The sequence below is a fragment of the Leisingera sp. NJS204 genome, assembly GCF_004123675.1.
Lineage (GTDB): Bacteria > Pseudomonadota > Alphaproteobacteria > Rhodobacterales > Rhodobacteraceae > Leisingera.
This window is the reverse complement of the sequence record NZ_CP035417.1, coordinates 293186-307650: the sequence shown is the minus strand read 5'-3', so window position 1 is coordinate 307650 and position 14465 is coordinate 293186. Positions and strand designations below refer to the sequence as shown.

The following is a 14465-nucleotide window of genomic DNA, read 5'->3' as shown; positions in this document are numbered from 1 at the left end:
AGATCGCAGAAGAGCTCAACAAGGAAGGCGTGACGGGCCCGTTTGGCGCCATCGGGGCGCCTCGACCATCCTTGGCAACCGCCAAAGGGGCACCGGCATCCTGAACAATGAGCTCAAAAACGGACGCCAGTTCAGGAACCGGCTGTGCTACGATAAAGCCCCTCAGGCAAACCGCGGGTTCCCGCCTGAACCCGGAAAGTGAATGGACCTTCACCGAGGTTCCAGAGCTGCGCATTGTTGTGCGGCATTTGCAAATCCATCCCTGCCGCCAGATCCGGCATTGATTTTCGCTGTACCGCCACGGTCCAAACCGGCCGGCAGCCAGGCGGAGTGCCGGCATTCGACCGGCACAGTTTCATGCTGAACTCTGCCGCGCTGCAAGACTTGACCTGACCCGAATTTCCGCGCCCCGGCCCGAGCCTGCTCAGTCCCGGATCACTGCCATGACTGCACTGCCAAGTTTCTGCAGGGCCGCGTTGCGGGTGTCGAAATCCGCATCGGCGTCTGACAGAAAGATGGTGATGATCCACGGCGCCCCTTTGCCGGGTGTGACCATTGCGATGATATTGCGGGTGTGGCTGCCGCTGCCGGACTTGTCGAGGACTTGCCAGTCCGCAGACGCGTCAGCGCGCAGCAAGTTGCCCGTCACGCCGCCATGGCTCATCCAGTCCGCCAGCTGGTCGCGCGATACCGGGGACAGCGCACTGCCCAGCAGCAACTTTTCCAGCGTTACGGCCATTGCCGCCGGGGTCGTGGTGTCGCGTGGATCGCCGGGCACAAAGGTGTTCAGACCGGGCTCACGCCGGTCCAGACGGCTGATCGGGTCGCCGATGCCGCGGAAGAATCGCGTAACTGCCTGCGGGCCGCCTAGCCGGTCGATCAGAATGTTGGTTGCGGTGTTGTCGCTCATGTCGATGGCGGCGAAGCACAGCGCTTCGATCGTCATGTCCTTGCCAACCCGCGTTTTGGTGACCGGCGCGTAGGACTGCAGATCCGCCGCGCGCACCGGCAGCGCGTCAGAAAGAGCCAGGGCCCCCGCATCGCGCTGCGCGAGAACGGCCCCGCAGATCGGCGCCTTCACGGTACTGTTCATCAGGAAGCGTTCATCCTCCCGGTGCGACCAGGACGTCTGCCCGCCGACCTCTTCGAGCGACAGGCCGACACGCCCGCCAAGCCTCTGTTCAACTTGCGACACGGTTTCGGCCAGCGCCTCGAGGCGCGTGTCAGCTGCGGACATGGTGGCCAGAGACAGGCCAAGAGCAAGCCCTGCCACTGCGCGCGACAGGACGGAAGCGGTGAACCGCATGGGGTGTTCCTTTCCGGATATGTGCCATAGACGACATCAGGTGATATCATGCGTCTGGTATATTTCAGCTTGATCCGGCGCTACAAACGACAAATCTTATCGCCTGTCATTAGCTGAGGTATCGACATGGATCGCCCCGACCTGCCGTTGAACGCTCTGCGCGTGTTCGAGGTTGCCATGCGCCAGGGCAGTTTCACCAAGGCCGCCGTCGAACTGCGCGTGACCCAGGCCGCAGTCAGCCATCAGATCGCGCGGCTGGAGGATCTGCTGGGCGTCACCCTGTTCCTGCGCACCTCGCAGGGGCTGGTGCCGACCGACGAGGGGCAGCGGCTTTTCCCGGTGCTCGAACACGGGTTCGACGCGATGGCGAGGGTGCTCGACCGCCTTGGCGGGCAGCGTGACGTAGAGGTGCTGAAAGTCGGAGTGAACACGACCTTTGCGCTCGGCTGGCTGATGCCGCGTGTCGATACCTTCCGGCAGGCGCATCCGGAGATCGATCTGCGGATTTCGACCAACAACAACCGGGTGGAAATCCTGCGCGAGGGGCTGGACATGGCGATCCGTTTCGGCACCGGCGGCTGGACCGGCCATGACGCGATCCCGCTGACGGAGGCGCCGTTGGCACCGCTCTGCGCGCCGGGGCTGGCGGCGCGCCTGCGGCATCCGTCGGACCTCGGACAGGTGACGCTTCTGCGCAGCTACCGCAGCGCTGAATGGCCGGGCTGGTTCGAAGTCGCAGGTGCGCCCTGTCCGATGGTCACAGGTCCGGTTTTTGACAGCTCGGTGGCGCTCGCGGAACTGGCCGCCTCGGGGGCAGGTGCTGCGCTGTTGCCAGTCGCCATGTTCGAGAGTTTCATTGCCCAAGGCCGGCTGGCGCAACCCTTCTGCGTCACCTTTTCCGCCGGGCGTTACTATCTGGCCTGGCCGTCAGACCGCCCTGCGACACGGGCGATGAACGCATTTTCCCGATGGCTCTCTGGGCAGAGCGCGGGAGAGGCAAAGCTGATGCCTCCTGTTGGATCGGGAGACGTTTGATTCGTGTCAGCCTTGGCTGGGGCAATACATCTTTGAAACCGTCGAGGAGGCGCAGAACCAGGCAACGGAATGGCTCTGGATTTACAACAATGAGCGACCCAACATGGGCATCAGCGGCATGACACCCGTAAGGAAACTGAAAAAAGCCGCATGAATTCTATGGCTGAGCCCGGCCGCAACTGTCTTGAGCCAGTCCCGATTTACAGACTCAAATAATCTGAACCGAATTCGCCGATAATCCCGGCCCGACGATGGATGGTCTCAAGCCGCTGCATCCAGGGTGAGATCGGGGCCGCTGACGCAGGGCTTGCCCTGATGTGCGGCGCGGCTGTAATTTGTAACCGCGCCGAGGTGCCTATACTTTCAACGGGCGCACAGCACCCTTCAGCGAAAAATGCGCCGGGAACATGGCCGCCAGGAAGCGGAATATGATCCGCGATGCCTCTTCCCGGTCGAAGCGGTCAGGGTGCAGCAAGAAGTCGGTCCACATGCCCTCCAGCAATGCCAGGGTGCCGTGGGTGGCATCACGGGCGGCCTCGAAAGGGGCCGGGGTGCCGGATTCGCAAACGATTCGGGAAAATGCGCTGTGGATCATGCCCCGCAGCCTCCCGTCGCGGGTGTCGGAGTACTCGGCGACGGCTTTGCGGTTCCGGGCCTCGCCGCGGAAGGCATACCAGATGCTGACATTGCGCCGGTTCAGCACCCGTTCGCTAAGGTCGCCGCGCACGATCATCTCGATCCGCTCCTGCGGGCTCTCGCCAGCGGTCTGCAAGAGAGCCTCCAGCTCGTCATAATATTCTTCCGAGGAATGATGCGCGGCAGCGTGAACCAGGTTGTCCTTGCCGCCGAAATGCAGGTGGATCATGCCGCGCGACAGGCCGGCGCGCTGGATGATCTCACTGACAGAGGTTTCGGATATGCCCTTCTCTGCCACTGAATCCAGCACGGCGCCGATCAGGGCTTGGCGGTTCTGCTCGCGGTTCTGTTCCCTTTTCCCGGTCATTTGATCCCGAATTTTTGATCCCTGCCGAATCTGGCCCGCCTGATACATGGCGCGAACCTATGCAGCAGGCAGGTGTATTTTGCCAGTCTAGGCACACCAAAGGAATTTCTCCACCATAAATGGACGTTTGTACATTTTTTTGGAAACCCTGTTGACAGAGGGCCCTTCCAGCCGTCAGATTTGATGGACGATTGTCCATTTTTATGGGCGACGCCGGACCCGCATATCAGACACTGGAGTGACATGGCCGGATTTCTCAGAACCGAAGCAGGCAAGGGTTATGCATTGAGCGCCCCTGCGTCGCTATATGTGGGGCTTCTGGTAGCTGCGCCGCTGGGCATTCTGGTGGCCTACAGCTTCTGGACCCAGTCCTATGTCGACATCGACAAGACGCTGACCTGGGCCAATTACACCGAGGCCGCCACCGATCCGCTGGTGCGGCATCTGATGCTGCGCTCGATCCTGATTGCCGGGGCGGTGACCATGGCGACGGTGGCGCTGGCCTATCCGATTGCATATTTCATCGCCTACCGCACCCGCAAGAAAACCCTCTGGCTCTTGCTGATCACCATCCCGTTCTGGTCAAGCTACCTGCTGCGGGTGTTCAGCTGGAAGCTGATCCTCGGGTTCAACGGGGTGATGAATTCCGCGCTGCTCTCAATGGGGCTGATCAATGAACCGCTGACCTTTCTTCTCTACAATGAATTCGCGGTGGTGCTGACCCTGGCCCATGCCTGGGCGCCGTTTGCGATCCTGCCGATCTATGTGTCGCTGCAGAAGATCGACCGGGCACTGCTGGAGGCCGCCACCGATCTCGGGTGCTCCAAGCTGGAACGGTTCTTCCGGGTCACCCTGCCACTGTCGGTGCCCGGCATCATCGCCGGCAGCCTGATCATCTTCATTCCCACAGTGGGCGACTACGTCACCCCGTCGCTGGTCGGCGGCTCGCAGGGCAAGATGGTGGCGAACCTCATCCAGGTGCAGTTCGGCCCCGCCAACAACTGGCCGCTGGGCGCGACGCTGTCGCTGGTGGCGATGGCCTCGGTCGGCTTTGTCGCCATCCTGTTCGTTATCCTGGCCACCGTCTTGGGGAGGAGAATCCGTTGAGCAAGTCACTCCGTTTCCCCTGGCTGCTGGCCTATGCGGTCGGCTACCTGATCTTTCTCTACCTGCCGGTGCTGCTGCTGCCGCTGTTCTCCTTCAACGACGGCACCATCGTCGCCTTCCCGATGAAGGGTTTTACCCTGAAATGGTATGCCCAGCTGGGCGCGCAGGACACGCTCTTACAGGCGATGGCGAACTCGCTGATCGTCGGCGTGGTGACCGCACTGGCGGCCACCTCGCTGGGGCTGTTTGCGGCCCGCGCCTATGTGCGCTACCGCTTCACGGGGCGCGAGGTCTCCGAAGGGCTTGTGATGCTGCCCTTGGTCATCCCCGGCATCATCGTGGCGTCGTCGATGCTGGTGCTGTTCATCTCGCTGGGGCTGCGGCCGTCGCTGACCACGGTGATCCTCGGCCATGTCTTTGTTGCGCTGCCGTTTGCCGTATCAATCATGAAATCCGCCTTTGACGACTTTGACCTATCGTTGGAGGAAGCCGCCTTTGATCTGGGCGAAAGCGTCATCGGTACCTTCCGCCGGGTGACCCTGCCGATCGTGGCGCCGGGCATTGTCGCCAGCCTGCTAGTCACGTTCACCGTGTCGTTTGACGAATTTGTGCTGGCCTTCTTCCTGTCCGGCAACCAGCCCACCCTGCCGGTCTACATCTGGAGCCAAATCCGCTTTCCGGCGAAGCTGCCGAACACGCTGGCGCTAGGCTCCTTGCTGCTGCTGGCCTCGGTGCTGTTGTTGCTAACCGCCGAATATTTCCGCCGCCGCTCCACCAAATCCGCCTGAATGAAGGACAGAAGATGACCAGCCAGAACATCATCGAAATCTCCGGGGTGGAAAAGCGATTTGGCACCTTTGTGGCGGTGCGCGATCTGAACCTCGAACTGAAGGAGGGCGAATTTTTCTCGCTCCTTGGCCCCTCCGGCTGCGGCAAGACAACAGCGCTCAGGATGATTGCCGGTTTTCAGGATCATGACGCCGGCACCATCCGCATCAGCGGCCAGGAGATGGCGGAGATCCCTGCCAACAAGCGCCCCACAAATATGGTGTTCCAGTCTTACGCGATCTTCCCGCATCTGAATGTCGGCGACAATGTCGCCTTTGGGCTACGCAAGCTGAAACTTAAGAAGGCCGAGATCAGCGCACGCGTGGCCGAGGCGCTGGAGATGGTAGAGCTGGGCGGGCTGCAGGCGCGCAAGGCAGATGAGCTGTCGGGCGGCCAGCGCCAGCGGGTTGCCCTGGCCCGCGCGCTGGTGATGCGGCCCAAGGTGCTGCTGCTGGACGAGCCGCTGTCGGCGCTCGATAAAAATCTGCGCGAGGCGATGCAATTCGAAATGCGCCGCCTGCAGCAGAAGCTTGGCATCACCTTTGTCATGGTCACCCATGACCAATATGAGGCGATGACCATGTCCGACCGCATCGGCGTGATGTTCCAGGGCCAGCTTAAACAGGTCGACAAACCCGAGGTGCTTTATGCCCGCCCCGCAAGCCGGGAAGTGGCGGCCTTCATCGGTGGCATGAACTTCCTCGACGCGGCCGTGACAGGTGAGGCGGACGGCAAGCTGAAAGCCCAGGTGCAGGGCTTCGGGCCGCTCACCATCGACGTGAACCCCAATGTGGCGCGGCGCGGGCCGCAACTGCTGGCGGGGATCCGTCCCGAACAGCTGGAGATTTCGGCGCAACGGCCGGATGGCTACGACGGCTACCTGCAGGGCACCGTCACCAATGCCGCGTTTTACGGCGAGAACGTGCATTACCACGTCACCACTGACGGGTTGCAGCAGCCCATTGCGGTGTCGGTGCCGAACTATTTTCACACGGTTGATCACAAGCAGGGCGATCCGGTCTGGCTGGGGGTGCAGAACGCCTCGGTCATCGACCTCGGCGCCCGCGAGTCATGAGAATAATGGGAGGAAGACAATGAAACATTTCAAAACGGTACTGGCCGCTGCCACGGCTTTGACCGCCTCGGCAGGTATCGCATCCGCAGATGCCGCCAGCCTGTCGGTCTTTGACTGGTCAGGCTATGAGGATCAGGGCTTCTACGGCGATTATGTCGCCAAATACGGCGGCGCCCCCAGCTACACTTATTTCGGCAGCGTCGAAGAGGCCTTTACCAAGCTGCAATCGGGCTTTGCCGCAGATCTTGCCCATCCCTGCACCGACGGCTTGCGCAAATGGGTGGCAGCGGGGCTTCTGAAACCGATCGACACCTCGAAAATCAGCAACTGGGACAAGCTGCTGCCGCAGATCAAGGATGTGGACGGCGTCACCATCGACGGCAACACCTATATGGTGCCATTTGAGTGGGGCAACACCGGGCTGATCTACCGCACCGACCAGATCAATGCTGCGGACGTCTCGTTGCAATTGCTGGGTGATCCGGCCCATCAGGGCAAGATCGCCATTCCCGATGCGGCCTCCTCGGCCTATGCAATGGCGGCGCTGGCAACCGGCGCCTCAAGCTATACCGATATGTCGGATGAGGAGTTCCAGAAAGCCTCGGACTTCCTGCGCGCGATCCACCCGAATGTGCGTTTCTACTGGTCCGATGCGGGCCAGCTGGATCAGGCCCTTGCCTCGGGCGAGGTGACCATGGGCTGGGGCTGGAACCAGTCTGAGCTGAACCTGATCTGGAACGAAACCCCTGCAAAGATGATGCGCGACGTGGACAAAGGCATCGCCACCTGGGTCTGCGGTTATGTGCATCTGACCTCCTCGACCCAAAGCGACGAGCAGGTCTATGACATGCTGAATGCGCTGAGCGCCGAGGCCAGCGGCAAATACATCATTGAGAGCTGGGGCTACGCGCATGCCAATGCCGATGCCTTCAAATCCGCCGATCAGGAGCTAATCGAAACCTACGGCTTTGCTGATGTCGACAAGTTCTTCGAGGGCAGCCTGTTCTTCGACGCCGTCACCCCCGCGCTTGAAGGCCGCATGCTGAAGGAATTCGAGCGCATCAAGGCCGGGTTCTGAGCCCGCGCGCGGCGGGCGCTGACGCCCGCCTTTTCCGGCCTCCGACTCTTTCTGCAATCACTCACGACACAAAGGATGCGCGGCCATGTCAGGCGCTCATGGGTACTCCATTCTCTTCGAGCCGGTGAAAATCGGCCCCGTCACCGCACGGAACCGATTTTATCAGGTGCCCCATTGCAACGGGATGGGCCATGTGCGCCCCCAGGCAGAGGCCGCGATGCGCACCATGAAGGCCGAAGGCGGCTGGGCCGTCGTCTCCACCCAGGAGACGGAAATTCATCCGACCTCGGACCTTGGGCCGTATGCGGAAAACCGGCTTTGGGATGAGCATGACATCCCCGCCCTCCGGCTGATGACGGAAGGTGTGCATGACAAAGGTGCGCTTGCGGCGATCCAGCTCGCCCATAACGGCCATCATGCCACCAACCATTTGACCCGCGCGCCGGTGCTTGGCCCGTCGGACATGCCGATCGACACACCATTCCCGAAACAGGCTCGTGCGATGGACAAATCCGACATCCGCGACCTGCGCCGCTGGCACCGGGCCGCCGCGCGGCGGGCCAAGGAGGCGGGTTTCGATATTGTCTATATCTACGCCGGCCACCAGATGACCCTGCCGCAGCATTTTCTGCTGCCGCAGTACAACAACCGCAGCGATGAATACGGCGGCAGCCTGGAAAACCGGCTGCGCCTTACCCGCGAACTGCTGGAGGAAACCCGCGAGGAGCTTGACGGCCATTGCGCGGTGGCCTTCCGCTTTGGCGTGGACCAGATGGCCGGACCGGACGGGATGCAGGCGAAGGAGGAAGGCCGCGCCGTGGTGGAATTGCTGGCCGATCTGCCCGACCTTTGGGATGTGAATGTCTCGGACTGGAGCAATGACAGCCAGACCACCCGGTTCCAGCCGCAGGACGGGTTTCAGGTTCCTTACATCGAATTCGTCAAACAGGTGACTTCCAAACCCGTCGTCGGTGTCGGCCGTTTCACCTCGCCGGATCTGATGGCCTCGCTGGTCAAAACGGGGGTGCTTGATCTCATTGGCGCGGCCCGGCCCTCGATTGCCGATCCGTTCCTGCCTAAGAAAATTGAAGAAGGCAGGATTGAGGAAATCCGCGAATGCATCGGCTGTAATATTTGCGTTTCTGCTGATATGCTCGGGGTGCCGATCCGCTGCACCCAGAACCCGACCATGGGCGAGGAATGGCGGCGCGGATGGCACCCTGAGGTGATCGCATCAAAGGGCCATGAGGAGCACGCGCTGGTGGTCGGTTCCGGACCCGCCGGGCTGGAATGCGCGATGCAGCTGGCCAAACGCGGCTATGACGTGACCCTTGCCGAAGCCGGGGAGGAGTTTGGCGGGCGGGCGCTGCGCGAAAGCCGCCTCAAAGGGCTGGCAGCTTGGAAACGGGTCGCGGACAACCGTCTGTGGCAGCTGCAGCAGCGGGCCAATGTCCAGATGTTCACAGACAGCCCGATGACCGCCGAAGAGGTGGCGGATCTCGGCATTCCCAATGTCTTCCTCGCAACCGGAAGCCAGTGGCACCGCGACGGACGCGGGCGCTCTTCGCTGGCGCCGTTGCCGGTGCAGGATATGCCCTGTTTCACACCGGATGACATCATGGCTGGTGAACTGCCGCCGGACAGCGGGCCGGTGCTGCTCTATGATGACGACCAGGGGTATCTGGGCGGGGTGCTGGCCGACCACCTGGCCGCCGCGGGCCGCAAGGTGATCCTGGCCACGCCCGGCGCTGTGGCTTCAGTCTTTACCGACCTGACGCTGGAGCAGGCCCGGGTGCAAACCAGCCTGTTGCAGGCAGGCGTCGAGATCGTGCCGCTGCACCTGCTCCAATCGGCGGATGCCACCGGCGCGGCACTCGCCTGTGCCTACACCGGCCGCATCCGGCAAATCAGCTGCGCCAGCCTTCTGATGGTGACGTCACGCCAGCGCGATACGGCGCTTTTTGATACCCTGCGCGCAGACTACGGGCACCGGTTCACCACGCTGGAACTGATCGGCGACGCCGCCTCGCCCGGCCTGATTGCCGATGCGGTCTTTGCCGGCCATTTGGCGGCACGCAACTTTGAACGCGACCCGGCGGCAGCCGATGCTGAATGGTTCCGCCGCGAACTTATCTCACTCAACGATATGGGAGGCGTATAATGCCCAAAGATGACCTGCAAGTGATGCGTGACCTGATTGAAACCCATCAGCCCGGATTTGCGCTTGAGCGGCATTTCTATACCTCTCAGGCGGTTTATGACCACGACATCAAGGCGTTCTGGAACCGCAACTGGATCTGGGCCGGCCATGTCAGCCAGATCGCAGAGCCGGGCGACTATTTCCTGTTCGACTACGGCCCGGAATCCATCATCGTGGTGCGCGACCGAAGCGGCGATGTCCGCGCCCATCTGAATGTCTGCCGCCATCGCGGATCCCGCGTGTGCCTGGAGAAACAGGGCACAGCCCGGGTTTTCTCCTGTCCCTATCACGCCTGGACTTTCGGTCTGGACGGAAAACTGCGTGGCGGCCGTGCCATGGGGCCGGATTTCGACCCCGGCGAATACGGGCTGTTCCCGGTGCAGGTGCAGATTTTCCAAGGGCTGATCTTTGTCTGCGCCGACGAAAACCCGCCGGCACTGCAGGACAGCCTGGACAAACTGGCACCGCTGTCCGCCCCGATGCAGCTGGAAAATCTGACGCTTGCGCACGAAGCCTCCTATCCGGTGCCCGCCAACTGGAAGCTGGCGCTGGAGAACTATCTGGAGTGCTACCATTGCGCGCCCTCGCATCAGGAATATTCGCGCAGCCATTCGCTGAAAGACCCGGCGGATGTAGTAAAACATGGCGAAGCCCTGCGCGAACGCTCAGCCTCCATCGGCCTGCCGACCGAAGAACTGGACCTCACCGGCCCCAATGCCCTGGCCTCGGGCGCGGACGTCTACTGGCGCCGCTACCCGCTGTTTCCCGGCTATCAGACCGGCAGCAGGGATGGCGCGCCGCTGGCGCCTCCGCTGGGCAAGCTCAGCGGCCATGACGGCGGCGCCACCGACCTTGCGGTCGGCACGCTCAACTATTTCCTGATCTACGCCGACCACTTTGTCGGCTACCGCTTTGTGCCGCGCTCTCTGCAGGAGACCGACATACAAATCGCCTGGTATGTGCGCGGCGGTGCGGAAGAGGGGCGCGACTACGACAAGGAGGCGCTTTCCTGGCTCTGGCATGTGACTTCGCTCGATGACGAAAAGATTATCCGCCACAATCAGGAAGGGGTGAATTCGCACCGTTTCATTCCCGGCCCGCTGTCGGAAATGGAATGGAGTCTGCCCGGCTTCTACCGAAGCTATTTCAGCATGATCTGAACGCCTTACACCCTAGCAACTGTGTCCAGGTGTTCAGTCCCGGCATCTGGTGGATCGGAATTAGAATGAAACGATCTGGCTCTGCAGTCCAGACCTTGCAGGTGTATTCGCAGGGTGTGAGGCCGCTGAGCGTCTTCAGCCTGCGAGCGAAGTTGTATGCATCCATGAAGCCGGCGAGGTGAGTGCGCAGCTGATCATGGCTGTCGTAATAGTGAGCCTCCCCAACTGAACTGGTCCAGCGCTATGTTTAGGAAACGGAAGACCGAGAATGGCAAACAAGCGACCCAAGCCGGAAGAGATTGTCTCGAAGTTACGGCAGGCTGAAGTTCTGATGGGTCAAGGAATGTCCCGTCTTGATGCGATCAGGCAGATCGGCGTTGTTGAACAGACCTATTACCGCTGGCGCAAGCAGTATGGCGGAATGGGCGTAGTGAGCTACCCCCTGAATTTCGGACACTGACGTAAGCTATGATTTGTTGTCTTCTGGTCTTCGACGAAGAGGAGATCAGAGATGTCGAAACGGAAGAACCACTCGCCCGAGTTCAAGGCGAAAGCCGCGCTTGAGGCTTTGAAGGGTGAGCGAACTGCGGCTGAGCTTGCCAGCCAATTCGGCGTCCATCCCACGATGATCCACAGCTGGAAACGCGCTCTGCTGGAAGGCGCGTCCGGCGTGTTTGAACGCGGCGGAAAGAAGTCCCCAGAGATCGACGAGGAGCAGGTCAAAGAACTGCACGCGAAGATCGGGGAGCTGGCTGTCGCCAACGATTTTTTGTCACGAAAGCTCAAGCCGTGGACCGGCAAGTGAGGCGCAAGATGGTTGAGCCTGCCAATGCCAACCTGTCGATTGGCAAGCAGTGCAAGCTGCTGTCGATCTCGCGGTCGTCGTTTTACTACACGCCCAAGGGCGAGACGGCGATGAACCTGATGTTGATGCGCCGGATCGATGAACAGTTCCTGGAAACGCCGTTCTTTGGTGTCCGCCAGATGACTTGGCACCTCCGAAACGACGGGCACCTTGTGAACGAGAAGCGCATCCGACGCTTGATGCGGCTGATGGGCTTGATGCCGATCTATCAGAAACCAAACACCAGCAAAGCAGCGAAAGGGCACAAGACCTATCCCTATCTGTTGCGTGGTCTACGCCTGGAGCGTCCCAATCAGGTGTGGTGTGCCGACATCACGTATCTGCCAATGCGCAGGGGCTTTCTGTATCTGGCGGCGATCATGGATTGGCACACCCGAAAGGTGCTGGCCTGGCGCCTTTCGAACACGCTGGAAGCAGACTTCTGCGTCGAGGCACTGAACGAGGCCATCGCCAGGTTTGGCCCGCCGGAAATCATGAATACGGATCAGGGCAGCCAGTTCACATCTTTTGCCTGGACGAGCAGATTGCGCCGATCCGGCGTGCGGATCTCCCCGCTCGCGCATGCACACATGCGCTGCCGGGCAGCGGATGGATGGCAAGGGGCGCTTCCTCGATAACATCTTCGTCGAGCGGCTCTGGCGGTCGTTGAAATACGAATGCGTCTGCCTGCACGCCTGGGAGACCGGATCAGAGGCGAAGGCGGGCGTTGGGAAATGGATCGATTTCTACAACCGAAACGCCCACACTCCGCCCTTGGCGGCAAACCCCCAGCCGTGGTCTATTGGCTGAGAAAAGAAGAAACCCAAACCGATCAGCAGGAGCAGAGAGTAGCTTAACCTACGTCAAAACCTGTCCAAACATTGGGGAGTAGCTCAGAATACGCAGGAATCTCTCCCGGCGACTAGTGTAGAACTGCTAATGGGGCGAAGTAAGTAACTCGAGATTTCGACGGCAGTTTTCCCAATCCGAAAACTGGGCACCGGCGCTCAGAGCTCAGTTGGTGATTGCCGCAAAAGCTATACCCAAACGCTTATCTCATGGCGCTGGCCGCAATGTCGCGACAAGTTCAGCTGCTTTCAAGCCGAACTTACGCATTTCTGACTTGTTGATGATGACGCCACTTTCAGTCAGATACATCCAGTCCGTTGCCCGCAGCACATGGCCTCCTGCGCTTTGGGGCAGTCTGATCGTATAGCTTAGCCGCACTGTGCTACCGGAAACAACGCCTTGTCCTTCTCCCACCAGATCATCGGCTGTGGCAGTAAATGTGTTGTCCGGGCCAAGCGTCAGATACCACTTCCGGCTTTGCGTCACGCCGTTCGAATAGGTGAACTGCTCGGTCAAAGTGCCGGTGTTGCCTTCCCATTCTCCGACCATCCTTGCAGTAAAACTGTTGGCCATCTTGCCATCGGGGCCAAAGATCAGCCCTTCAGAGAGGATCTCGCCGGACAGGTGCTTGTTCAGGATGAACTCCGGGCCTGTCCCGGCATAGTCTTGCGGCGACTGGAACCGGAAACTCAGCAAGTAGGTTTTTGCGATCATCGCAACAAGCGCGATCAGCAGCAGGACTGTAAGCAGTTTCATGGCGCGGGTTTCTCCGATGGAAGCGTTAGGACAAAAGCAAAAGCAACGGTTTTCAGCACACAGGGCAGCACCGCATAGGCCAGGGTCAGGGCCCCCAGCGCTTGGGCGTCATTCGGGCCGCCGGGACGGAATCCCTGATGTTCCAGCAGCGGCAGGGCCAAGGCTGCAGCCAAGGCCAACGCCAGCTTGCCAGCAAAAGACCAGATGCCGAAAGCGGCGGCTGCATTGAGGTTTGCCTTGGTTAAGACAATGCTGAACATGGCAGGCAGCAGCACCATGTCTGCACCAAGCGCTGCCCCGGAGGCCGCACAGATCAGGGCAAATCCCGCCAGGTCTCCAGCATCGAGAAAGGCCGCGCCGGCAAAGCTTGCGATTGCCATCGGCATCGCAATCAACAGGGTTTGCTTGGGGCTGGTCCGCTGACTGATGAACGTCCACAGCGGCACGCTGAGACCTGCGCACAGGAAGAACAGCACAAGCAGCCCCCCGGCATATTCCGCAAGCTGCAGCCGGTCCCCGGAAAAAAACAGGAACAAAGTGGACGTCAGCGCAACAGGCAGGCTGTTCAGCACCGCCAGGATCAGCAGTCTGAAAGCCCCGGCGTTGGCCAGCGACCGGATGGACAAACGCTGGCCGACGTATGCCGGGCGGGTCCAGATCGGGCGGGTCAGCAACCCGGTCAGCAGCGCAAACAGACCTAGGGCCATGCCAAAGGCACCATACCCCTGGCCCGCTGCCCCAAAGGCCGCCAGAGCGGCCGGCGCGATTGCGGCGAAGATAACGCCTGCCAGCAATCCGGCCTCGCGGTAGGCCGCCAGCGTGAGCAGCTCATGGGGCCCGGGCTGTTTGGCCAGCGTAGCGCTGCGGCCATAGAGCAGGATCATGCCAAGACTGTAGGCAGTGAACAGAACGATCAGGGTCAGAACCAGCTGGATTGTGGCTTGTGGCCCCGGGGTCAACGAAAACAGCAGGGGAAAGCCGATCGCCAGTCCGCCGGCCGCGAGCATCGCAAACCTAAGCTGGGCCTGCGGCCAACGATCGGCCATCCAGCCGATCAGCGGATCTTGAACCAGATCTATCAGGCGGATGGACAGAAGGATCACACCGAGAGTGCCCAATCCAATCCCCAGTTCCACCGACGCAAATTGCGGCAGGTGAATGTACAGCGGAATACCTGCCGAGGCGAGCATCATCGCATAAAGGCTGACACGCGGGTAAAGCATT

General features: G+C 60.9%; 11 protein-coding genes and 4 pseudogenes. 10 read left to right on the top strand and 5 right to left on the bottom strand.

Annotated features, from left to right (window positions below; genetic code table 11):
- Nucleotides 1-424: 424 nt before the first annotated feature.
- Entirely contained in the window at nt 425-1306 is an 882-nt protein-coding gene (gene bla, locus ETW24_RS01595) for a class A beta-lactamase (protein ID WP_129369456.1), read from the bottom strand.
- 126 nt (nt 1307-1432) lie between these two features.
- Between bla and ETW24_RS01590 the strand changes: the two genes are divergently transcribed.
- Together ETW24_RS01590 and ETW24_RS01585 are read left to right on the top strand one after the other, a co-directional pair.
- Nucleotides 1433-2341, top strand: coding sequence for a LysR family transcriptional regulator (locus tag ETW24_RS01590; protein WP_129369455.1), 909 nt, complete (start codon nt 1433-1435; stop codon nt 2339-2341).
- Nucleotides 2342-2354: 13 nt separating this feature from the next.
- Nucleotides 2355-2495, top strand: a pseudogene (locus ETW24_RS01585) (integrase core domain-containing protein); the annotation flags it as partial.
- Nucleotides 2496-2696: 201 nt separating this feature from the next.
- Here ETW24_RS01585 and ETW24_RS01580 read toward each other — a convergent pair.
- A complete protein-coding gene (locus ETW24_RS01580) occupies nt 2697-3344 on the bottom strand; it encodes a TetR family transcriptional regulator C-terminal domain-containing protein (RefSeq protein ID WP_129369454.1) in 648 nt (215 codons plus the stop codon).
- A 243-nt stretch (nt 3345-3587) separates the two neighbouring features.
- Between ETW24_RS01580 and ETW24_RS01575 the strand changes: the two genes are divergently transcribed.
- The 6 genes from ETW24_RS01575 to ETW24_RS01550 all read left to right on the top strand — a co-directional run bounded on the left by ETW24_RS01575 (nt 3588) and on the right by ETW24_RS01550 (nt 10792).
- The gene (locus ETW24_RS01575) at nt 3588-4451 is read left to right on the top strand and encodes an ABC transporter permease (protein WP_129369453.1); all 864 of its coding nucleotides are present in this window, start codon (nt 3588-3590) and stop codon (nt 4449-4451) included.
- Complete coding sequence (locus ETW24_RS01570) at nt 4448-5239, top strand: ABC transporter permease (RefSeq protein WP_129369452.1); 792 nt, start codon at nt 4448-4450, stop codon at nt 5237-5239. Before ETW24_RS01575 ends, ETW24_RS01570 begins: the two co-directional genes overlap by 4 nt.
- A gap of 14 nt (nt 5240-5253) precedes the next feature.
- Nucleotides 5254-6354, top strand: coding sequence for an ABC transporter ATP-binding protein (locus tag ETW24_RS01565; RefSeq protein ID WP_129369451.1), 1101 nt, complete (start codon nt 5254-5256; stop codon nt 6352-6354).
- Nucleotides 6355-6373: 19 nt separating this feature from the next.
- The gene (locus ETW24_RS01560) at nt 6374-7432 is read left to right on the top strand and encodes an ABC transporter substrate-binding protein (RefSeq protein WP_129369450.1); all 1059 of its coding nucleotides are present in this window, start codon (nt 6374-6376) and stop codon (nt 7430-7432) included.
- Nucleotides 7433-7517: 85 nt separating this feature from the next.
- Nucleotides 7518-9593, top strand: coding sequence for an FAD-dependent oxidoreductase (locus ETW24_RS01555; protein WP_129369449.1), 2076 nt, complete (start codon nt 7518-7520; stop codon nt 9591-9593).
- Nucleotides 9593-10792, top strand: coding sequence for an aromatic ring-hydroxylating oxygenase subunit alpha (locus tag ETW24_RS01550; RefSeq protein WP_129369448.1), 1200 nt, complete (start codon nt 9593-9595; stop codon nt 10790-10792). The genes ETW24_RS01555 and ETW24_RS01550 overlap by 1 nt, the downstream gene beginning before the upstream one ends.
- Here the strand turns inward: ETW24_RS01550 and ETW24_RS01545 are convergent.
- Nucleotides 10779-11003, bottom strand: a pseudogene (locus tag ETW24_RS01545) (IS481 family transposase); the annotation flags it as partial. The gene ETW24_RS01550 and the pseudogene ETW24_RS01545 sit on opposite strands and share 14 nt — an antisense overlap.
- A 57-nt stretch (nt 11004-11060) precedes the next feature.
- Between ETW24_RS01545 and ETW24_RS01540 the strand changes: the two are divergent.
- Together ETW24_RS01540 and ETW24_RS01535 are read left to right on the top strand one after the other, a co-directional pair.
- A pseudogene (locus ETW24_RS01540) lies at nt 11061-11219 on the top strand (transposase); the annotation flags it as partial.
- 84 nt (nt 11220-11303) lie between these two features.
- Nucleotides 11304-12493: pseudogene (locus ETW24_RS01535) on the top strand (IS3 family transposase).
- A 199-nt stretch (nt 12494-12692) separates the two neighbouring features.
- On the opposite strand, the gene ETW24_RS01530 reads toward ETW24_RS01535, so the two are convergent.
- Together ETW24_RS01530 and ETW24_RS01525 are read right to left on the bottom strand one after the other, a co-directional pair.
- Nucleotides 12693-13241: a DUF3833 family protein gene (locus tag ETW24_RS01530; protein WP_129369447.1), complete on the bottom strand. Its 549-nt coding sequence runs from the start codon at nt 13239-13241 to the stop codon at nt 12693-12695.
- The gene (locus ETW24_RS01525; RefSeq protein ID WP_129372805.1) at nt 13238-14464 is read right to left on the bottom strand and encodes an MFS transporter; all 1227 of its coding nucleotides are present in this window, start codon (nt 14462-14464) and stop codon (nt 13238-13240) included. The genes ETW24_RS01530 and ETW24_RS01525 overlap by 4 nt, the downstream gene beginning before the upstream one ends.
- Between the last annotated feature and the right edge of the window lies 1 nt (nt 14465).